At 69.8% G+C, this 20,931-nt stretch carries 14 protein-coding genes; 5 read left to right on the top strand and 9 right to left on the bottom strand.

Translation table 11 applies throughout. The annotated features are described in order from the left end of the window. Window positions 1-80 precede the first annotated feature (80 nt). Complete coding sequence (locus Y590_RS09260; RefSeq protein ID WP_060769601.1) at window positions 81-2,222, top strand: sensor histidine kinase; 2,142 nt, start codon at window positions 81-83, stop codon at window positions 2,220-2,222. Window positions 2,223-2,266: 44 nt separating this feature from the next. On the opposite strand, the gene Y590_RS09265 is transcribed toward Y590_RS09260, so the two are convergent. From Y590_RS09265 to Y590_RS09280, 4 genes are all read right to left on the bottom strand, one after another. Further along, the gene (locus Y590_RS09265) at window positions 2,267-3,103 is read right to left on the bottom strand and encodes an aldo/keto reductase (protein WP_060769602.1); all 837 of its coding nucleotides are present in this window, start codon (window positions 3,101-3,103) and stop codon (window positions 2,267-2,269) included. A 115-nt stretch (window positions 3,104-3,218) separates the two neighbouring features. After that, complete coding sequence (locus Y590_RS09270; protein WP_060769603.1) at window positions 3,219-3,998, bottom strand: Crp/Fnr family transcriptional regulator; 780 nt, start codon at window positions 3,996-3,998, stop codon at window positions 3,219-3,221. A 317-nt stretch (window positions 3,999-4,315) separates the two neighbouring features. Next, on the bottom strand, window positions 4,316-5,848 hold the full coding sequence (gene glgA, locus Y590_RS09275; RefSeq protein WP_060769604.1) for a glycogen synthase GlgA: 1,533 nt from the start codon (window positions 5,846-5,848) through the stop codon (window positions 4,316-4,318). A 259-nt stretch (window positions 5,849-6,107) separates the two neighbouring features. Further along, complete coding sequence (locus Y590_RS09280; protein WP_060769605.1) at window positions 6,108-7,733, bottom strand: alpha-amylase family glycosyl hydrolase; 1,626 nt, start codon at window positions 7,731-7,733, stop codon at window positions 6,108-6,110. A gap of 338 nt (window positions 7,734-8,071) precedes the next feature. On the opposite strand from Y590_RS09280, the gene Y590_RS09285 reads away from it, so the two are divergent. Both Y590_RS09285 and Y590_RS27285 read left to right on the top strand, forming a co-directional pair. Then, window positions 8,072-10,597 carry a glycogen/starch/alpha-glucan phosphorylase gene (locus Y590_RS09285; protein ID WP_060769606.1) on the top strand — a complete coding sequence of 842 codons (2,526 nt, stop codon included), beginning with the start codon at window positions 8,072-8,074 and terminating at the stop codon, window positions 10,595-10,597. 223 nt (window positions 10,598-10,820) lie between these two features. Then, window positions 10,821-11,186, top strand: coding sequence for a DUF1648 domain-containing protein (locus tag Y590_RS27285; RefSeq protein WP_286161880.1), 366 nt, complete (start codon window positions 10,821-10,823; stop codon window positions 11,184-11,186). A gap of 19 nt (window positions 11,187-11,205) precedes the next feature. Here Y590_RS27285 and Y590_RS09295 read toward each other — a convergent pair whose 3' ends face one another. The 3 genes from Y590_RS09295 to Y590_RS09305 form a co-directional block, all read right to left on the bottom strand. Further along, complete coding sequence (locus tag Y590_RS09295; protein WP_060769607.1) at window positions 11,206-12,147, bottom strand: ferredoxin reductase domain-containing protein; 942 nt, start codon at window positions 12,145-12,147, stop codon at window positions 11,206-11,208. 43 nt (window positions 12,148-12,190) lie between these two features. Beyond that, on the bottom strand, window positions 12,191-12,559 hold the full coding sequence (locus Y590_RS09300) for a hypothetical protein (protein ID WP_286161881.1): 369 nt from the start codon (window positions 12,557-12,559) through the stop codon (window positions 12,191-12,193). Window positions 12,560-12,739: 180 nt separating this feature from the next. Continuing rightward, a complete protein-coding gene (locus Y590_RS09305; protein ID WP_060769609.1) occupies window positions 12,740-15,670 on the bottom strand; it encodes an EAL domain-containing protein in 2,931 nt (976 codons plus the stop codon). Window positions 15,671-15,967: 297 nt separating this feature from the next. On the opposite strand from Y590_RS09305, the gene Y590_RS09310 reads away from it, so the two are divergent. Next, window positions 15,968-17,026 carry an MraY family glycosyltransferase gene (locus tag Y590_RS09310; protein WP_060769610.1) on the top strand — a complete coding sequence of 353 codons (1,059 nt, stop codon included), beginning with the start codon at window positions 15,968-15,970 and terminating at the stop codon, window positions 17,024-17,026. Between the two features lie 11 nt (window positions 17,027-17,037). Beyond that, window positions 17,038-17,961, top strand: a complete 924-nt coding sequence (locus Y590_RS09315; protein ID WP_060769611.1) for an NAD-dependent epimerase/dehydratase family protein — start codon at window positions 17,038-17,040, stop codon at window positions 17,959-17,961. Between the two features lie 41 nt (window positions 17,962-18,002). Here Y590_RS09315 and Y590_RS09320 read toward each other — a convergent pair whose 3' ends face one another. Next, entirely contained in the window at window positions 18,003-19,976 is a 1,974-nt protein-coding gene (locus Y590_RS09320; RefSeq protein ID WP_060769612.1) for a nucleoside-diphosphate sugar epimerase/dehydratase, read from the bottom strand. A gap of 103 nt (window positions 19,977-20,079) precedes the next feature. After that, complete coding sequence (locus Y590_RS09325; RefSeq protein WP_060769613.1) at window positions 20,080-20,931, bottom strand: DUF1206 domain-containing protein; 852 nt, start codon at window positions 20,929-20,931, stop codon at window positions 20,080-20,082.

Raw genomic sequence — 20,931 nt, forward strand, 5'->3', positions numbered from 1 at the left:
ACCCGCGCTGGGGCATGATGGGCGGGCGCCATCCCTCAAAACCCTTCAGCGCAACGCCGCGGGACGCCTTGATCCGACGCATGCTCTCCCGGCTCGGCCAGCGTGGCTTCTCCACGCAGTTCTACCTCATCATGCTCGTCATCGCGCTGATCGGCCCCGGCTTGATCTTCACCGCGATCCTGCTGACCCGCTACGCCGCCACCGAGCGCGCCCGCTTCGAGCAGGATGCCCGGGAGAACGTCCGCGGGATCGCCCTGTCGATCGACCGAGACACCGCCGGGCTGGTCTCGGTGCTGCAGACGCTGGCCACCTCGCCGCGGCTCAGGGACGGCGAGTTCGCCAATTTCGAAAATCAGGCCCGACTCGTGCGCGAGGCGGTCGGCCTCGATCTCGTGCTGCGGCGGCCGGACGGACAGCAGCTCGTCAACACCGCCCTCAAGCCGGGCGCACCGCTACCGGTGAGCACGCTGCCCACCGACCGCGAACTCATCGAGAGCGGGCAGCGCTCCATGGTCACCGGCTATCTCGCCGGGGCCATGCCGGATCAGGCGCATTACGCCGTCGCAGTGCCGGTGCGGATTGAGGAGACGCCCGCCTTCATTCTCAGCTTCTCGGTGCCCCTGAGCCGCATCGCCGGCATCCTCGCCCGCGAACAGGTCCGGGGTTGGGTCACGGGGGTGTCGGATCGCGACGGCGTCGTGCTCGCGCGCCTGCCCGAGATGCCGGGCGTGATCGGGTATCCTCGGCTCGTGACCCTGCGCCAGACGATGACGGGCACGCCGGGTGTCTGGGAGGGGCGCGACCGCAATTTCAAGCCCGTCACCGTGGTCGAGGCGCGCTCGCGGCTCAACGGCTGGACCGTGGGGGCGAGCATTCCGCGCGAACTGGTCGAAGCGCGGCTGCGGCGCTGGATCTGGGCCTTCGGCGGCTTCGGCCTTCTCGTGCTCGCCACCTCCTCGGTGCTCGCCGTCCATCTGTGGTCGCGGGTCTCGAAGCCCCTGCGCCAACTCGCGGCGACGGGGCCGGCTCTTGCGCGGGGGCAGGCGATCCCGCGGATCGCCTCGCCGATCCACGAGATCCGCCGCCTCGCCGACGTGCTCTCGGAAGCCTCGCTGCGGCTGCGGACCCGCAGCGAGGAGCGCGACCGGGCACTCGCCGAGACCCAGCGCGGCCTCGCGGCTTTGCGCGAGAGCGAGGCGCGCTTCCGCCACATGGCCGATTCGGCCCCGGCGCTGATCTGGATGACCGACGAGACCGCGGAGGTGGTCTTCGCCAACATGCATTTCGACCACCTGTTCGGCCGCCCGGCGGCGGAGATGGCCGGCGGCGGCTGGGCGTCGATCGTGCATCCGCCGGACCTGCCGGCTTTCCAGGAGACGTTCCAAGAGGCGTTCGAGCACCGGCATCCGTTCCGGGCCGAGATGCGGGTCATCGATCGCAACGGGGAGATCCGCTGGCTGCGCTGCGAGGGCGTGCCGCGCCTCGACGACCACGGCACCTTCCTCGGCTTCACCGGATGCAGCGTCGATGTCACCGACGCCAAGCGGGCCGAGGAGCATCTGCGCCTGCTCATCAACGAACTGAACCACCGGGTGAAGAACACCCTGGCCACCGTCCAATCGATCGCCATGCAGTCCCTGCGCGGGCTCGACGGCGAGGAGGCGCTCGCGGCCCGCGCCGCCTTCGAGGCGCGGCTGCTGGCGCTCGCCCGCGCCCACGACGTGCTGACCCGCGAGAGCTGGGAGGGCGCCGAGCTGAAGACCGTGGTGGGCGACGCGATCCGCCCGCTGGAGGCGGGAGAGGGGCAGGAATCGCGCTTCGTCGTATCGGGCCCGCGCCTGCGGCTCGCGCCGCGGCTGGCTCTGTCCATCGCCATGGCCCTGCACGAACTCGGCACCAACGCCGTCAAGTACGGGGCTTTGTCCAAGGAGGGCGGGCGGGTGACGATCACCTGGACCGTGCAGCGCCGGCCCGAACTCTCGCTGTCCCTGCGCTGGACCGAGAGCGGCGGCCCGCCGGTCTCACCTCCGACCCGCCGCGGCTTCGGCTCGCGCCTGATCGAGCGCAGCCTCGCCCGTGAACTCGCGGGGCGGGTCGAACTGCTCTACGAGCCGGACGGCGTCGTCTGCACCATCGATGCGCCGGTGCCGCCGCCGGGCTTGCTGGAGCGCAAGGGCGGCACGCAACTCGCCGCGACGAAGCCGCTGCCGCTGGCGGGGTGAGGGGCGCTCTCGGGACGGCCCGTGCCGGGCCCCTACTGGCAGGATTACTGGAACGTCATCGGGTCCGGCCCGATTCGTCCGTCGGCCCGGTCGAGACCGGCGATGGCCGCGTGGTCCTCTTGCGTGAGCGAGAAGCCGAACACGTCGATGTTCTCGTGCATCCGGGCGGGCGTGGCGGATTTCGGGATCGCGACGAAGCCGTTCTCGATATGCCAGCGCAGCACCACCTGGGCCGGGCTGCGCCCGAGCCGATCGGCGATCCGGGTGATGGCGGGTTCATCCAGCACCTGCGCCTGACCTAAGGGGCTCCAGGCTTCCGTGACGATGCCGAGCCGAGCATGGGCCGCGCGCAAGGTGCGTTGCTGGAACCGCGGATGCAGCTCGATCTGGTTGAGGGCAGGGGTGACGCCGGTCTCGTTCACGAGCCGTTCGAGCTGATCCTCGGTGAAGTTCGAGACGCCGATCGAGGCGGCTCGACCCTCCTCCCGCAAGCGGATCAGCGCGCGCCAGCTGTCGAGATAGAGCCCCCGCTCGGGGCAGGGCCAGTGGATCAGGTAGAGATCGACATGGTCCAGCCCCAGCCGGGCGAGGCTGTCGTCGAAGGCGTGCCGCGTCGCATCGTAGCCCTGAGCGTCGTTCCAAAGTTTCGTCGTCACGAACACCTCGGCCCGAGACACGATCGTCTCCCGCAGGCCCCGCCCGACGCCGCCCTCGTTGCCGTAGGCTGCAGCGGTATCGATCGAGCGATAACCGCTGCCGAGCGCCGTTCCGACGAGGGCGGGCGTCTCCGCCTCTTGCAGACGCCAGACGCCGAAGCCGAGCTGGGGGATGGAGCGCCCGTCGTTGAGAGCGATCTGCGGCACGGGATCGGGGGCTGTCATGTCGTCTTTATTCTCATGCGCTGCCCGAGCGACAGGCCGAAGGCAGGGCACAGAGAATCGGCACGATCCTGCCTCTCGTACAGGCATCCTTCCGGGGGGCAGGCCTGCGCGCGCGTCAGAGCCCGGCGCGCGTGATGTTCCCAGCGGCTTCGTGATCGGGCATCCTGACGAGGTGCAGATAGGTCGGATCGAAGTCGCAGAACGCCTGCAGGCGCTTGACGTCCGGAACGTGCAGCCGGCGCTCCTTCAATTGGATCAGCCCGGCGAGGCGCAGGTCGCGCAGGATGCGGCTGACATGGATCGTCGTGATGCCGAGGATGTCGGCGAGCATCGGCTGGGTCAGAGGCAACGGGCAGTCGCGCTCCCCGGCCGTGCCGACGAGCTGCTGCCGCAGCAGCAATTCGCAGAACAGGTGGGCGATGCGCTTGTCGGCGGAGCGCTGGCCCATGCTGGCGAGCCATTCCCGCAGGATGCTCTCATCGACCAGCGTCGCCCACCACAGCGCCCGGGCGAGACGCGAATCGCGGAAGACCAGGGCGTCGACCCGGTCCTGCGGGATGTCGGCGACGGTGCAGGCGGTCAGTGCGGCGATGTAGTGGTCGGACGGGCCGAGCACGATCGATTGCAGGTCGCAGAAATCACCCGGCAGGAGCAGGCCGAGGATCTGGCGCTGTCCGTCATCGATGAGCTTGTAGCGGAAGGCGTAGCCTTCGAGGACGAGGTGGACACCCGCCGCCCGATCGCCGGCCCGCACGATATCCTGCTGTGACTCCAGGCTGCGGCGGGATCGGGACAGGTCGGCCAAAATGGCTCGATCCCCGGCATCGAGATCGGCGCCGTAGCGAAGCCGAAGGATCAGAGGGTTCGTGCGCGTGAGCGTCACAGTCGCGTCCATGGACGCTCAACGCGGATCGCGCCGTTCCGTGCCATGAAAGCGAACGGAGGGTCGCGAGAAACCACCCTCTGAGGATGCGATGTTCCCGCAAGAGTGTCGGGCCAAGGGTGTCGCGCGTTATGCCAAATCCGATCGGTTCCCTCGGGAGGGCGGATATGGGCTTCGCTCGATCACCGCGTGGGCTGGCCGACACGGTTGCCCGCCTCGTGTCGCTCACGAAACTCCCGCTGTGCCGTCATCGCCAGAGGGAGAACGGTCAGAGATCGGGCGTGGTGTGAGGCACTCTTGGTCCGGGCGGAAACCGTGTCCGCCGCGTCTCAGGCCGCCTTCCAGCGGCGGGCGGTGTGGTTGCCGAAGGCGCGGGCGTAGAGGTTGCAGTAGTTCAGCGCCGCCCCATCCCAGCCGAAGGAGCGGGACATGGCGCTGCGCCGCATGGTGTTGAGGCGCTTCTTCTGGCCGAAGGTCTCGAAGGCGCGGCGGATCGCCGAGGTCAGCCCCATCGGCGAGGCCTCACCGAAGGTGAAGCCGGTGACGCCGTCCTCCACCGTATCGTTGAGGCCACCGGTGCGGCGCACGATCGGCAGGGAGCCGAAGCGCTGCGCGTACATCTGGGCCAGCCCGCAGGGTTCGAAGCGCGAGGGCATCAGAAGGAAATCGCTGCCGGCGAAGATGCGGCGCGCCTCGGTTTCGCGGAAGCCGACATGGACGCCGACATTCTCGGGATGGCGCCCGGCCAGATCGCGCAGGGCTTCCTCGAACCGGCCCTCGCCCTGGCCGATCACCACGAGCTGGCCGCCCTCGGCAACGATCGATTCGGCGGCGCCGATGCTGAGGTCGATCCCCTTCTGGTGCACGAGGCGCGAGACGATGGCGAAGAGCGGCCCGCGGGAGACCGCCATGCCGAACGCCTTGCGCACCTCGTCGGCATTGGCCCGCTTGCCCTTCCAGTCGTCGGGCTCGAAGCGGGTGGCGAGGTGCGGGTCCGTGCGCGGATCCCAGCTCTCGTCGATGCCGTTGAGAATGCCGGTCAGGCGGCCCTGCGCGGCGCGGGTGCGGAGCAAGCCGTCGAGACCACAGCCGCCCTCGGACGTGGTGATCTCGCGGGCATAGGTCTCGCTCACCGTGGTGACGTGCGAGGCGTGATAGATGCCGGCCTTGAGGAAGGAGAGCTGCCCGTAGAACTCCACGCCATCCATCTGGAAAGCGTGGTCCGGTACGCCGACCCGGCCGAGATTGTCGCGGTGGAAAAGCCCCTGGTAGGCGAGATTGTGGATCGTCAGCACGCTCGGGCGGCGGATGCCGAGCCAGGACAGGTAGGCCGGCGCCAGCGCGGTCTGCCAATCGTTGAGATGCAGCAGGTCGGCCGACCAGAACGGGTCGATGCCGCCGGCCAGTTCCGCCGCCGCCCGGCTGAGGCGGGCAAACCGCAGGTCGTTGTCGCCGAAATCGCCTCGCTCGTCGCCGTAAGGCGTGCCGTCGCGCTCGTACAGATCGGGGGCGACCAGCACGTAGACGCCGAGGCCGTCCGGCGTGGTGCCGAAGCCGAGTTCGCAACCCGGAACGCTGGCGAAGCTGCCGAGCCGGGCGATCATGGTCAGGTTGTCGAGCCCGGCGAGCACTTGGGCGTAGCCGGGAATGAGGACGCGGACGTCATAGTGGCGGCGCAGGGAGCGGGGCAGGGCGCCCGCGACCTCGCCGAGGCCGCCGGTCTTCACGAAATCCGCCATCTCAGGGGTGGCGTAGAGAATGCGGGGGAGGAGGGCGTTGCCGAATCTCGGCTCGGGATCGAAGGCGGAGGTCGGTGGCGGCGGATCGGCGACCTGGAGCCCACCGAGATCCACGTACGCCATCGACTCGCCCCTACGCCACCCGCGCGGCCCTTGAAGGGCGGGAACCGCCGCTGCTACGCTCGGCATTGAAATGCTCCGGAAGGCAATCCGTTCCGTTGCATCGCACAATTCAGGCCACGTTCGGACCAATATTTTTGAGCGGACGCCTGCGCTTCCATCATGGGTTGTCTGCGCTGGGAGAATAGCGAAAGCGTGCTGCGTATCCCTCCCGGTTTTGGCTGGGTCGAATGCGCAGGGTGCAGCGCGGCAACACTCCGTCCTAGCGGCTTGCCGGCTTGAGGATGACGCCCTCGTCCGGTGCGAGCCGGGCCTCGCCGTCGGCCCTGTCGCCCACCCGTCCCGGAAGGGTCGAGAGCAGGATCGTCCAGCCCCCATCCTCCAAGGGGATCGTCCGTTCCACGCTGCCGAAGTTGAGCAGGATGCGTAAGACGGCGCCACCCGAGACGCGCTCGAAGGCAAAGACCTCGGCGGCGAGATCCGCTGAGAGGGGCAGGCTGCGCCAATCCCCGACCGACAGGGCCGGATGATCGCGGCGCAGGGACAGGAGCCGGCGGTAGAGGGTCAGGATCGAGCGGGCATCGTCGCGCATCTCATCGACGTTGCGCCGCGCCGCATCCGCGCTGAGCGGCAGCCACGGCGTACCGGTGGTGAAGCCCGCATTCGGGGCGTCCTCCCACTGCATCGGCGTGCGTTCGGGGTCCCGCCCATGGCCTGGCTCGTTGCGCCCCCACGGGTCCTGTGCCCGCTCGGGCGGCACCGGAACGTGAGCGAGGCCGATCTCATCGCCGTAATAGAGCGTCGGCGTGCCGCGCAGCGTCAGCAGAAGCATCGCCGCGATCCGCGCCTGCGCCTCGCCGACGCGGGCGGCGATGCGGGGCTGATCGTGGTTGCCGAGCACCCAGTTCGGCCAGCCGCCCTCGGGGAGGGCGGCTTCGTATTCCGTCACCAGGGCCGCCACCGCCTCGGCGCGCCACGGCGTCTGGATGAGCTGGAAGTTGAACGGCAGGTCGGCCCCGGTCAGGCCGGGCCCGTAATAGGCCACCAGCCGCTCGATCGGCAGATAGATCTCGCCGATCAGCACCCGCTCGCCGTATTCGCGCAGAACCGCGCGCATTCCGGCGATGACGTCGAGCACCTCCGGCCGGTCGCAGGAGAAAACCTGCTGGAAGCGGTTGATCCCGGCCTGATGCGGCTGGAAATCGGGGTTGTGCGGGTTGTCGCGAAATCCCTCGTCCTTGATCAGGTGCCAGATCACATCGACGCGGAAGCCGTCCACGCCGCGCGCCAGCCAGAAGCGGAGGGCGTCGTGCATCGCCGCCCGCACGTCGGGGTTGCGCCAGTTCAGGTCCGGCTGCTCGGGCAGGAAGGCGTGGTAGTAGTACTGGCCGGTGGCCGGATCGCGGGTCCAGGCCGGGCCGCCGAAATTCGAGAGCCAGTTGTTGGGCGGTCCGCCGTCGGGAGCGGGATCGCGCCAGATGTACCAGTTGCGCTTGCGTGCCTGGCGGCTCGCCCGGCTCTCGGTGAACCACGGATGCTCGATCGAGCTGTGGTTGGGCACGAAGTCGAGAATCACCCGGAGCTTGCGTCGATGCGCCTCGGCAATCAGCGCGTCGAAATCCTCCAGCTTGCCGAACAGCGGATCGACCGCGCAGTAATCGGCCACGTCGTAGCCGAAATCGGCCATCGGCGAGCGGTAGAACGGCGAGATCCACACCGCATCGACGCCGAGCCATGCGAGGTAATCCAGCCGTGCCGCGATCCCCCGAAGGTCGCCGACGCCATCGCCGTCCGTGTCCTGGAACGAGCGGGGATAGACCTGATAGACTGTCCCGCTCTGCCACCAAGCCGCTTCGGAGCCGTTCGTCCCAGATACTGGACCGCCCATCGGACCTCCCGCGATGTTGCCGCGATGCTGCCATCGACGCCGTGCGCATCATTCAAGGGTCGGTTAGGGCCGTTCAGCAAGCCTTCAAGCGGCCGGCGTCATCTCTCATGCGAGGCGGCGACGATGCACCGGCTCTGTGTCTACAGTGACACAGAGGGTCGGGCACACGACTTGCGAATGATGTGTTTGCACGCATGTGTCTCGACAAGTCCGCCGGCCGGCAACACCATGGTGGCGCAGGGCGACAGACCACGTCGCGGATCATTGTGCCGCCGCAAGAAGCGGCCAGACTCCGCGTCCGACCGACATCCTCGGCTGTAACGAAGGGGGATACCCAGGTGCTGAACGAAGCTCTGTCCGTTCTCGTCAGGAACGGCGAAGCGGACACTTCCGCTTCATCGGCGAAGGCCGCCGCCACCTCTGTTAAGCCCCGCTCGGTTGCCGGAGGCGACGCGGTGGTCGAGTTGCGCGAGGCCATCCGCGCCAAGCTCCTCTACGTGCTCGGCAAGACGCCCGAGGTCGCCCGCGAGCGCGACTGGTTCGCCGCCACGGCGCTGGCGCTGCGCGACCGGATCGTCGACGCCTGCCACGGTGCGCAAGCCGCCGATGTGCCGGAGAAGCGGGTCTATTATCTCTCGCTCGAATTCCTGATCGGCCGGCTGCTGTCGGACGCGATGAACAATCTCGGTCTCGTCGAGACCACCCAGGCCGCTTTGCGCGACCTCGGCGTCGATCTCGCCGGCGTCGAGGGGGCCGAGCCCGACGCGGCGCTCGGCAATGGCGGCCTCGGTCGGCTCGCCGCCTGCTTCATGGAGAGCATGGCGAGCCTGTCGATCCCCGCGACCGGCTACGGCATCCGCTACGACCACGGCCTCTTCCGCCAGTCGCTGGAGGACGGATGGCAGCGTGAGGCGCCGGAGACCTGGCTCGCGGAGGGCAATCCGTGGGAGTTCCCGCGACCGGAGACGACCTACAAGATCGGCTTCGGCGGCCACGTCACCATGACGAGCCAGGGCGACCACTACATCCGCCGCCACTGGCACCCGGCCGAGACCGTGAACGCCGTGGCCCACGACGTGCCGATCGTCGGCTGGCGGGGCAAACACGTCAACGTCCTGCGCCTGTGGAAGGCGGAGGCCGACGCGCCGGTCGAACTCGCGCGCTTCAATGCCGGCGACCATGTCGGGGCCGTGGCCGGCCGGGCCCGGGCCGAGGCGATCTCACGGGTGCTCTACCCGAGCGATTCCTCCGCCGAGGGCCAGGAACTGCGCCTGCGCCAGGAGTTCTTCTTCACCTCCGCCTCGCTCCAGGATCTCGTGCGCCGGCACGTGGCGGAGCGCGGCTCCTTGCGCTCCCTGCCCGACCACGCCGCGATCCAGCTCAACGACACCCACCCGGCCATCGCCGTGCCGGAGCTGATGCGCATCCTGATGGAGGATCACGACTTCCCCTGGGAGGATGCGTGGCAGATCACCTCCAACACGCTGCACTACACCAACCACACCCTGCTGCCCGAGGCGCTGGAGACCTGGCCGGTGGAGCTGATGGAGCGGCTGCTGCCGCGCCACATGCAGATCATCTACCTCATCAACTGGCTGCATCTTGAGGAGCAGAGCAAGAACGCCAAGGGCAGCGCCTTTGACGTGTCCACCGTCTCGCTGATCGACGAGTCGCACGGCCGGCGCGTGCGCATGGGACCGCTGGCCTTCCACGGCTCGCGGCGGGTCAACGGCGTCTCGGCGCTCCACAGCGAGCTCTTGAAATCGACCGTGTTCAAGGATCTCCACGCGATCGAGCCGGAGAAGATCCTCAACAAGACCAACGGCATCACCTTCCGCCGCTGGCTGCACAACGCCAACCCCGAACTGACGGCGCTGGCCGTCGAGGCGGCGGGCGAGGAGGTGCTCGATGATCCGACCCAGCTCGAGAGGCTGGTGCCGTTCGCCGACGATCCGGAGTTCCGCAGGCGCTATGCGGCGATGCGGACGATCCGCAAGCAGCGCCTCGCGCATGTCATCGCCGAGCGCACCGGCATCGCCGTCGATCCGTCGGCGCTGTTCGACGTGCAGATCAAGCGCATCCATGAGTACAAGCGCCAGCTCCTCAACCTGATCGAGACGGTGGCACTCTACCAAGCGATCAAGAAGGCCCCCCACAAGGACTGGACGCCGCGCGTCAAGATCTTCGCCGGCAAGGCGGCGCCGAGCTACGTGCAGGCCAAGCTCATCATCAAGCTGGCCGGTGACATCGCCAAGGTCGTCAACGCCGATCCCGAGATCGGCGACCGGCTGAAGGTGGTGTTCCTCCCGAACTACTCGGTGAGTCTGGCCGAGGTGATCATTCCGGCCGCCGACCTCTCCGAGCAGATCTCGACCGCCGGCATGGAAGCCTCGGGCACGGGCAACATGAAGCTCGCGCTCAACGGTGCGCTCACCGTCGGCACGCTCGACGGCGCCAACATCGAGATCAAGGACCATGTCGGCGCGGAAAACATCTTCATCTTCGGCCTCGATGCCGAAGGGGTGCTCGCCCGCGTGAAGGAGCCGGACTACGCCACCAAGGCGATCGCGGCCTCGCCGCGGCTGGCCGCGGCGCTCGACGCCATCGCGGACGGCACGTTCTCGCCGGACGATCCGGCCCGCTTCGCGCCGCTCGTGGACGAGCTGCGCCACGGCGACCGCTACCTGACGACGGTCGATTTCGAGGATTACTGGCGCGTTCAGCGCGAGATCGACGCGGCCTGGAAGCGCCCCGCCCAGTGGTGGCGGACGGCGATCCTCAACACCGCCCGCATGGCGTGGTTCTCCTCCGACCGCTCGATGCGGGAATACGCCGAGGAGATCTGGCGGGTGAAGGTCGCCTGAACGTCCGACTCTGATGAAGACAGCAGGGCGAGAGGCGCGAATACGCCTCTCGCCCTTCGTCGTTTCGGGTGTGCCGTCGGTTGTCCCGCAGGGAGTCCGACCCACACATCGATATCAGTGAGGACCGGCATCGCAGCGGGTTCACCCTGCGCAGGTCCGCCCCAAAATGCAAACTCTGGTTGAAACGACGCGCGGCCGATCCGAGCGTGAGGGCCGTTCAAGGGTGACCGGGCTCGACGTCGTGGTGTTGAACCTGCCGAGGCTCGCTTGGTTCTCGTGCCTGGCGACGATCGCCGCGATGTCGCTGCTGAATTTGTATTGTGCGGCGAGCATCGAAACCGATCGAGTTCCCATGCAATGGGGCATCAGCGGACGGCCGACATGGTATGCTGATAAGACGATCGGCCTCTGGATGCCGGTCGCGATCATCGTCGTCCTTGCTCCCCAGATTTATCTGAAGATCAAGCAGGTCGAAGCCCAAGCCGGGGCTTGGTACTGGATCGGGATGATCGCAACGTTCTGCTTCTTCGCCGCCGTGTATGCCTGGCATATCTCGGCGGTCATAACCTGGGCGGAAGCGCAGCCCTGAACCCGATGCGGGAGGCGGTCTAAGCCCCCGGTTCGAGAGGGATCGGATAGTACCGCGCCCCCGCCGCCGCGGCCAGGACCTCCACCGCGCCGAGGGTCGAGGAACAGCCGGAGGCGTGCACCACGTCGGTGGTCCGCAGGCTCGGGATATGGGCGGTGAGCGGGCCGGGGCGCACGTCGGGCCCCCGCTGGCGGTGGCGGTCGGCGGCCAGCGTGATGCGGGTAACGCCGGTGGCGCGCAGCCATTCGAGCGACGGGCGCATGTAGAGGTCGAGGGGATCGCGCGCGCCGACCACGAGGCAGATCTCGCGGGCCGGCTCGATGTAGCGTGCGGCGCGGGCGATGGCCCAGATGCCGGCGAACCCCGTCTCCGCCGCCACCAGCACGAGGCGGCCGCCGCCGGGTCGATAGGTGCCGTTGCCGACGGGACCCTTCACCTTCACCGCGCGGCCGGGCTCGACCGGGCAGCCGAACAGGGCGGCGAGATCCTCCGCGCACTCGCCGCGCAGGTGGAAGACGAGTTCGTTCAACTCCGCCCCGCCCTCGACGCCGAGCGTCGGCGTGAGCGTGACAGGGCGCCCGCCTTCGAGCGTGACGACGACTTGGTCGCCGGGCTCGAATGGAAGCCGGTGCTCCAGGGTCGCGACGACCTGAAGGACCCGCGGCGCCAGCGCCGTGATGGAGTCGATGCTGCCGGTGCGGCGCACGGCCGTCCGGGCCGGCGTCTTGACCGGCCGGATCGTCGCGTCCGGATCGGGAGCGGACAGCGTCACCGCCTCCGCCCGTCGCGCCCGAACGGGGAGCCGCCGTGAGGCCGGGCCGGGGCCCTGGCCGAGCAGCCCGGTCATCGGGCCGATCATGCCGTCCGCCAGCGCGGTCTCCAGGGAGGTGTCGCCGGGGGAGACCCGCAGGGGCTGGCCGTTGACGACAAGCGAACAACGGGCGCTCGTGGGAGCACGCATGGCGGCAACCCGCTCCGATCGGATGAGAGGTGTTTTGAAAGGATCAGAGCGGATTGTGGATCAGGCGCTCGACCAGCGCGGCCCAGCGCGCGCGGACGGCCCGCGCCTCTTCGCTCAGCGTTTCCGCGTCCGCGAGGCCGAGGCTGGTCCGAAGGGCCTCGCTCTCCCGGCGCTCGGCGGCGAGTGCGGCCTTCATCACCGCCACTTCGAGGCGCAGGCGCGCGAGATCCGCCTCAGCCGCATCCGCTTCGGGCTCGAAGGACAGGGGGGTGGGGACGTCCGCCGGAGCGTCCACCACGATCGGCGCCATGGCTTCCGCCGGAGCCTGCGTCATGGCTTCCGCCGCAACCTCGGCAACGACCGCCCGCGGCTGCACCGCGGCGGCGAGATGCGCGTGGATGGGCCGCGTCATCAGGCGCCGCATCGCGCTGCCAGAGGGGGCCGGGCTCCTGCGTCTCGTCGCCTCGATCATCGTCCATCCTCAGCCCGGCGGGCCCGCCGAAGAGGCGTCCCGGATATTCGGATGGACCTTCCCGCAACATGGTTAAGGGAGGTTTAAACAGAAGCGCGAGACCTGCGCTTCATTGCGGGATCAGGCCGCTTCGGGCGCGGCGCCGACGAGCTGGCGGGCCTGGAGCACGGTCATCGGCTCGCCGAAGGCCGCCCCTTGCGCGTAATCGCAGCCGAATTCCTGCAACACCTGCGCATCCTCCTCCGATTCGGCGCCCTCGGCGATGGTCGCCAGACCGAGTTCCTGCCCCATCCGCAGGACCGAGCGCAGCATGGCGGTGCGGCCCTGGCCCATCTGGCGCACGAAGCTCTGGTCGATCTTGATCGTGTCGAAGGGGAAGCGCTGGAGGTAGGAGATCGCCGAGTAGCCGGTGCCGAAATCGTCGAGGACGAGCCCGGCGCCGAGATCGTGGATGCGGGTCAGCATCTGGGCGGCGTATTCCGGGTTCTCCATCACCAACCCCTCGGCCATCTCCAGCTTGAGCGAGCCGGGCAGCACGCCGGTGCGGGCGATCACCGTCTTCACGTCGTGCAGGAGGTCGTGGCGCAGGAGCTGGCGCGAGGAGACGTTGACCGAGGCGAAGATCGGCGGTTCGACGTCGAGCGAGCGCTGCCAGGCGGCGAGTTCGAGTGCCGTGCGCTCGATGGCGAAATTGCCGAGCGGGACGATGACGCCGGTCTCTTCCGCCACCGGCAGGAAGGTCGAGGGCGGGATGCGCCCGAGCTTCGGATGGTCCCAGCGCAGCAGCGTCTCGAAGCCGGCGACCGTGCGGTCCTCGAGCCGGACGATCGGCTGGAACAGCACCTTGATCTCGTTGCGCTCCAGCGCCTTGCGCAGGTCCGCCTCCAGCATCAGCCGGTCGGAGCGCTCGAGGCGCATGTTGGCGCGGAACACCTCGATCCGGTCGCCGCCGCCGCGCTTGGCCTGGATCATCGCCATCTCGGCGTTCTTGAACACCTCCTCGCGCCGCGTCTGCCCGCTGCCCTGGTTGCTCGCGCCCTGCGTCGCCTCGTGCAACGCGATGCCGATGGAGACGGTGAGGAACACCTCGCGGTCGGCATAGGTGACCGGGGTGGCGATGGCGCGCCGGATCATCTCGGCGAACGAGAGGATGCGGTCGGGCTCGCGCTCGGAGAGCAGGATCACCGCGAATTCGTCGCCCGCGACCCGCGCCAGCGTGTCCTGCGGCCGCAGCAGCCGCCCGAGCCGGCGCGAGAGCGTCAGCAGGATCGAGTCGCCCGCCGAGAGGCCGATGGCGTCGTTGATCGCCTTGAACCGGTCGATGTCGAGGGCGATCACTGCGGGCTTGAGGCGCGGGTCCTGGCTCGCCATCGCCAGCGCGGCCTCCAGCCGGTCGTGGAACAGCTCGCGGTTCGGCAGGCCGGTGAGACTGTCGTGCACGGCGTCGTGCAGAAGCCGCTCCTCGGCGGTCTTGGCCTCGGTCACGTCGCTGATGGTGCCGACGATGCGGATCACCTCGCCATCGGTGCCGATCACGGGCCGCGCCTTCAGCCGGTACCACGCGTAGGGGCCGTCGGCCGAGCGCAGGCGGAAATCGTGGGTGATGCGCCCGCGCCGCTCCTCGATCACGGTGTCGAGGGCCGCCGAGTAGCGCTCCACGTCGAAGGGATGGAGCAGGCCGAGCCAGTTCGCCGCCGGACCTTCGAGGGTGCCGCGCTTGAGCCCGAGCTGCGCCTCGATCTCGGGGCCAGCGAAGACGCGGTCGCCCGGCACGTCCCAGTCGAACACGATGTCGCCCGCGCCCGTCAGCGCCAGCGCCCGGCGCTCGGTGTCCGAGACGAGGCTGTGGCTCAGGCCGCCGCCGGCGAAGGCGTGCTGCATCACGGTGAAGCCGATCAGCATGACGATGAGCACGAGGCCGCCGATGAGCGCCGGCTGCACGAGGTCGGAGCCGATCTGCCCGGTGATGGCAAAGCCCGCCGCCACCACCCAGACCAGCAGCAGCAGCCAGGTCGGCACCAGCAGGATGGCCCGGTCGTAGCCGTTATGGACGGCGAGATACAGGATCAGCAGGAGCCCGACGCCCGCCACCGCGGCGATCGAGATGCGCGCCACGCCCGCCGCCACGGGCGGGTCGAACACCGCCAGCGCCACGAGGCCGGCGAGGAAGGTGAGCCAGAAGAAGGCGACGTGGCTGTAGCGCACGTGCCAGCGCGACAGGTTCAGGTAGGCGAACAGGAAGACGAGCAGCGTCGCCCCGAGCACGGCCTCGGCGGAGGCCCGGTAGATCCGCTCGGCGAGTTCGGTGACGGGAAACACCCGCTGCAGGAAGCCGAAATCGATGCAGGCATAGGCCAGCACCGCCCAGGAGAGCGCGGCGGCGGCGGGGAAGATGATCGCGCCCTTCACCACGAAGATGATGGTGAGGAACAGCGCGAGCAGCCCGGCGATGCCGATGATGATGCCCTTGTAGAGCGTCAGCCCCGAGGTCTTCTTGCGGTAGGCGTCCTGATCCCAGAGGTAGACCTGCGGGATGTTCGGGCCCTTCAGCTCGGCGACATAGGTCACCGTGGTGCCGGGATCGATGGTGATCAGGAACTGGTCGGCGTCGAGGCTCTCGTCGCGCTCGGGCCGGATGCCCTCGCTCGCGGTGATCGCGGCGATGCGCGAGCCGCCGAGATCGGGCCAGATCACGCCGGAGCCGACGAGGCGGAAATGCGGGGCGACCAGCAGGCGGTCGATCTGCTCGTCGGTGTCGTTGGTGAGCGCGAACACCATCCAGTCCGGCCGCGCGCCCGCCTCGCGCGCCTTCACCGCGATGCGCCGCACGATGCCGTCCTTGCCCGGGGCGGTGGAGATCTGGATCAGGTCGCCGTCCGAGCGGTAGCGCTCGATCGTCGGCGTCAGGTCGATGGCGGGCGCGTCGAGGGTGACGCGCACGGCCTCGACCGCGTGGGCGGGGGCGGCGGTCCCGATGAGGCCGGCGAGGGAGCCCGCCACGGCCGTCAGGATCGCGAGGGCCAGGGCAAGGGCCAGTGAAAGCGTGCGCAACGGGCGATTCTTGACAACCGACTTGAGCGATGGGGGCGAGCGGCCAAGTCGTATCGGCGGCTCCCCGCCCCCGCAAGGCAAGCCGGCCGGGACGCGCGGCCCGCCCACCGCTCTTTCGGCGGACCGTGCCGAGCGGATCGCGTGGCTTTGCGGCCAAAACAAGTTGGGATCGGTTGCCGTGGTCTCGCTTGGACGGGTGCAGGCGGGTAGAGCGGGCGATATGCGAACGGTCAGAACACGCCCGGAATCCGTCCCCCCTCTACGGGAGAGGGGATTTCCGCGGCTTCCGGCAGCACGATGATCCTCGCCCCGCTCCTCGTCGTACCGCTGGCGGCGCTCCTTTCCGCCGGGCTCATCGTGCTGCTGAAGCCGCTGCTGCAGCGCTACGCCCTCGCACGGCCCAATGCCCGCTCCAGCCACCGGGTGCCGACGCCCCAGGGCGGCGGCATCGCGATCATCGCCGCCGTGCTGATCACGGCGGCCGTCCTGGCCATGCCGGCCGGGATCGCGCTCAGGGGCGTCGAGCTGTCGGCGCTGGCGCTCTCGGTGATCGCCCTCGCCGTGGTCGGCGCCGTCGACGACATCCGGCCCTTGCCGGCCTCGCTCCGGCTCGTGATCCAGGCCGGCGCCGTCGCCGCCGTCGTGCTCACTGCCGAGGGCCGTCTGCTGCCGGATATGCCGCTCTGGCTGGAGCGGGGCTTCGCGATCTTCGCCGGGCTCTGGTTCGTGAACCTCGTCAACTTCATGGACGGGCTCGACTGGATGACGCTGGCCGAGTTCGTGCCGCCCACCGCCTTCCTGTTCGCCCTCGGCCTCGCGGGCCGCTACGCGCCCGAGCCGACGCTGGTCGCCGGCGCCCTGCTCGGCGGGCTTCTCGGCTTCGCGCCGTTCAATCGGCCGGTGGCACGGCTGTTCATGGGCGATGTCGGCTCGCTGCCGATCGGGCTGATCGTGGCGTGGCTGCTGTTCCGCCTCGCGGGGCAGGGGGGCTTGGAAGTGGGCTTGGAAGGAGGGGGCTTGCAAGGGAGCTTGGAAGGCGGCTTGGCCGCTGCGCTGATCCTGCCGCTCTATCCCATCGCCGACGCGACGCTCACCCTGCTGTGGCGCCTGCGGCGCGGCGAGCCGGTGTGGCAGGCCCACCGCAGCCACTATTACCAGGTCGCCACCGTCAACGGGTTCTCCGTGCCGGAGACCGTCGGCTCGGTCTTTGCCCTGCAGGTCGCGCTGGCCGCGCTGGCGGGTGTGACCTTGCTTTGGCCGTCTCGGGTCGTCACGCTCGCCTGCCTCGTCCTCGCGGCGGGGCTGGTCGGATGGCTGCTGCGCCGGTTCGCGACGCCGCGGGCCGCCAGCGCGTGAGGGGATGACGGGTGAGCGGAAAGCTGATCGCGCTGACGGGAGCCACCGGCTTCATCGGACGCCACCTGCTGCGGGCCCTCTCGGAGCGGGGCTACCGGGTCCGCGTGCTGCTGCGCCGGCCGGTCGAAGTGCCGGAGGGCGCCAGCGGCGCGGTGGTGGGCGATCTGGCCCGGCCGATGAACATGGCCGCCGCGCTCACCGGGGTCGATGCGGTGGTACATTCCGCCGGCCTCGCCCACGCCATGTCCGGCGCCCCCGAGGACGACTTTCGCAATTCGAACACCGAGGCGACGCGCAAGCTCGCTGACGCCGCGCAGCGGGCGCGGGTGGGCCGCTTCGTGTTCCTCTCCTCGATCCGGGCGCAGGCCGGTTCGAGCGCCCCGGCGCCCCTCTCCGAGGCGGACGCGCCCGTGCCGACCGATCCTTACGGCCGCTCCAAGCTCGCCGCCGAACAGGCCCTGGCCGAGACCGGGCTCGATTGGGTCGCCCTGCGCCCGGTACTCGTCTACGGCGCCGGCGTGAAGGGCAACATGGCGGCTTTGCTCAAGCTCGCCCGCACGCCCTATCCGCTGCCGCTCGGGAGCCTGACCGGGCGCCGCTCGCTGGTCTCGGTCGAGAGCCTCGCGGGCGCGGTGGCGACGGCGATTGAGGCGCCCGGCCCCCTGCGGCGTCCGCTGGTGGTGGCCGATCCCGACCCGCTGACGCTGCCCGAGATGCTCGCCGCGCTCCGCGCCGGCCTCGGCCGCGGGCCCGGCCTGCTGCCCTGCCCGGTACCGCTGATCGGCCTGGCCTGCCGCGCCACCGGCCGCGAGGCCGCCTTCGACCGGCTGTCCGGTTCGCTCGTCGCCCGCGCCGAGGGGCTGGAAGCCCTGGGCTGGCGGCCGGCGCAGGCCTCGCGGCACGGGCTCGCGGCGCTGGCGCGGGGAGGAGGCTGAGGTTCTTCCGCCGGCTCCGCTTCGATCCGAGGGTTCGGTTATCAGGCGGTCGCCGCTTGCGCGGTTTCGGCCGGCGGAACGATGCCTTTCAGCTTCGTCGTCGGGACGGCCGCGGCCCGATTGCGGAAGTCCGGGATCGCTTCTTCGAACACAGCCTCCGCCGCCGCCCGGTCCCCGGCGGCCACGGCCTCGTGCAGGCGAAAAATCCAACCGTCCAGCACGGCGCGGTCGGCGAAGACGGGCTTGGCCGCCATCACGCCCTCGATGCCGGCGAGCGTGACGCGCGGCTCCTCCTTCGCGAACAGGATCTCGTTGAGACGCTCGCCCGGCCGTGCGCCGGTCACTTGGATCTCGATGTCCTCGCCGGGCTCGAAGCCCGCGAGCCGGATCATCCGCTCGGCCAGATCCCGGATGCGCACCGGCTGGCCCATCTTGAGCACATAGACCGCCGCCCGCTGGTCGCCGGTGTCGCCGCGCCCTTCCGCGTCGGCGTGGGAGGCGGCGGTGAGCACGAGGTCGGAGGCCTCGCGCACGGTCATGAAGTAGCGCACCATCTCGGCATGCGTGACCGTAACCGGGCCGCCGCGGGCGATCTGCGCCTTGAACACCGGCACCACGGAGCCGGCCGAGCCCAGCACGTTGCCGAAGCGTACGGCGATGAGCCGGGTCGCCTCCGCGCCGCTGCGTTCCGCGTCGAGGGACTGGGCCACCATCTCGGCGAAGCGCTTGGTGACGCCGAGCTGCGAGACCGGTTCGATCGCCTTGTCGGTGGAGATCATCACCAGGGCGCGGGCGCCCGCGGCCACCGTCGCCTCGGCGACGTTGATCGAACCGAACACGTTGGTTTTGATGCCCTCAGCCCAGTCGCGCTCGAGATAGGGCACCTGCTTCAGAGCGGCGGCGTGGAAGACGTAGGTCGGCCGGAAATCGCGGATGATGGCGTGCAGCCGCTCGCGGTCGCGAATGTCGGCGAGCGCACCCTCGACCGTGGCCTCGGCGTGGAGCAGGGCGGGGCCGTTGAGCACCGCGTGCAGCGCCGGCTCCGAGTTCTCGATGACGAGCAGCGCCGAGGCGCCGAAGGCGACCGCCCGGGCGCAGATCTCCGCGCCGATCGAGCCGCCGCCGCCGGTGACGACGACGCGGGCACCGGTGAGGAAACGCTCGAGCCGCGGCCGGTCGATGGCGACGGTGGGGCGCAGGAGTAGGTCTTCGATTTCCAGCGGCGCGAGTTCGGCGTCGCGCATCCCCTCGCCGAGGCTGGTGACGCGGGCGAGCGGCAGGCCGAGACGGCGGGCACGGGCGATGAGATCGTCAGGCTCGGATTCCGGCGCCAGCGCGCTCGGCGTCGCCACGAGCCGGCGCACCGGCAGGCCGCGGTTGGCCAGATCCGCGACCACCTGTTCGAGGTCGCGAAACCCGCCGAGCACGGGCACGCCGCGCATCATCTGGCCCGCCTCGTCCGGCCGCGGCGAGAGGATGCCCTTGGGGGAGAGCCGCTTGACCGAGCCGGATTCGATCGCCCGCAGCACGATCTCGATATCGGCGCCACGGCCGAGCAGCAGCGTCGGCGTGGTGGCGGCGCGGGCCTGGCTCTGCCGGGAGCGGGCGTATTTCAGGTAGCGGAAGGCCAGCCGCGGCCCGCCGAGCAGGAAGATCTGCAGCACCCAGTAGAGGACGATGGCAACCTTGCCGAAGAAGTAGAACCCGTAGAGATTCGATGAGACCAGCACGTAGTCGAGCACGAGCAGCGTCAGCGCGGTGACGCTCGCCGCGCGCACGATGCCGGCGAGGTCGGGCAGCGAGGCGAAGCGCCACTTGGTGCGGTAGAGCCGGAACCACGCGTAGATCAGTCCGGCATAGGCCAGGAACGGCGGCAGCAGCAGCGGCAGCGCGTGCAGGCGCTCGGCCAGGGCCCCGTCCTGAAAGCGGAAGACGAAGGTCAGCACCACGGCCGCCGCGGTCGCGGCGAGATCGTGGACGACCATCACCGCCGTCTTGAGGGTGCGCTTCTGCATGGTGCTTCGTGTCAGAGCATCGGCCCGAACGATGGAGACCGGTTTTCGGCACGAGGCCGATGCTCCAGGCGGAGCGCGGTATCGGCGCCGACAGGGGGGAATGTCAACGCGCGGCGCGAACCGCCTTGGCGAGCACCCCATTCCCCTCGTCGAGATCCGGGGCGTCGATATGGCGATAGCGGGCTTGGATCAGGCCGAAGGCACCGAAGGCGAAGTGGCCCGCGGCGACGATGGCGAGCAGCACCCAGCCGTAGGGCTGCGCCCTCAGCGCCGAGAAGGCGCCCGAGAGGCCCGTGGCGTCGGAGGAGGCCTGCGTCCAGGCGGCGGTGAGGACGAAACCGCCGATCATCAGGAAGACGAGCCCCCGCGCCGCGTAGCCGAACCGGCCGAGCCTGTCGATCCAGGCCTCGGAGCCGGCGGGCAGGGAGAGCCGTTCGGTGACGTTGCCCTTCCAGGCCTTGGCGGCGTAGCCGATCCCGGCGGCGACGATGCCGAGCCCGACGATCCCGACGAGCCACGGGCCGAGGGGCTGGTCGAGCAGCCACTTGGTCCAGTCCCGCACCCCGTCGCCGCCGGCCGAGGCGCGGCCGATGCCGAAGGCGAGGCGGGCCGCGGTGAGGCTGAGGCCGGCATAGATCACGGCGCTGATCAGGTGGGCGCCACGCACGGCCAATGCCTTTGGCGAGTGCCCGCGCCGGTCCGCGTCGGTCGCGCCCTCGAAGAGGCGCCACAGCGCGAAGCCCGCCAGCCCCAGCGCGATCAGCCCGACGATGACGGCGCCGAACGGGCCACCGAGCACGGCCCGGATCGCGCTTTTGCTGTCGCCGGCCGATCCGCCTTGCCCGAGGGCGGCGAGCACGGCGAGCGCGCCCACGACGCAATAGACGAAGCCGCGGGCCCCGTAGCCGAAGCGGGCGAGATGCTCCAGCGCGTTGTCGTTCCGGCTCCAAGCCAT

Origin of the sequence: Methylobacterium sp. AMS5, assembly GCF_001542815.1 — a bacterium.
Classification (GTDB): Bacteria; Pseudomonadota; Alphaproteobacteria; order Rhizobiales; family Beijerinckiaceae; genus Methylobacterium.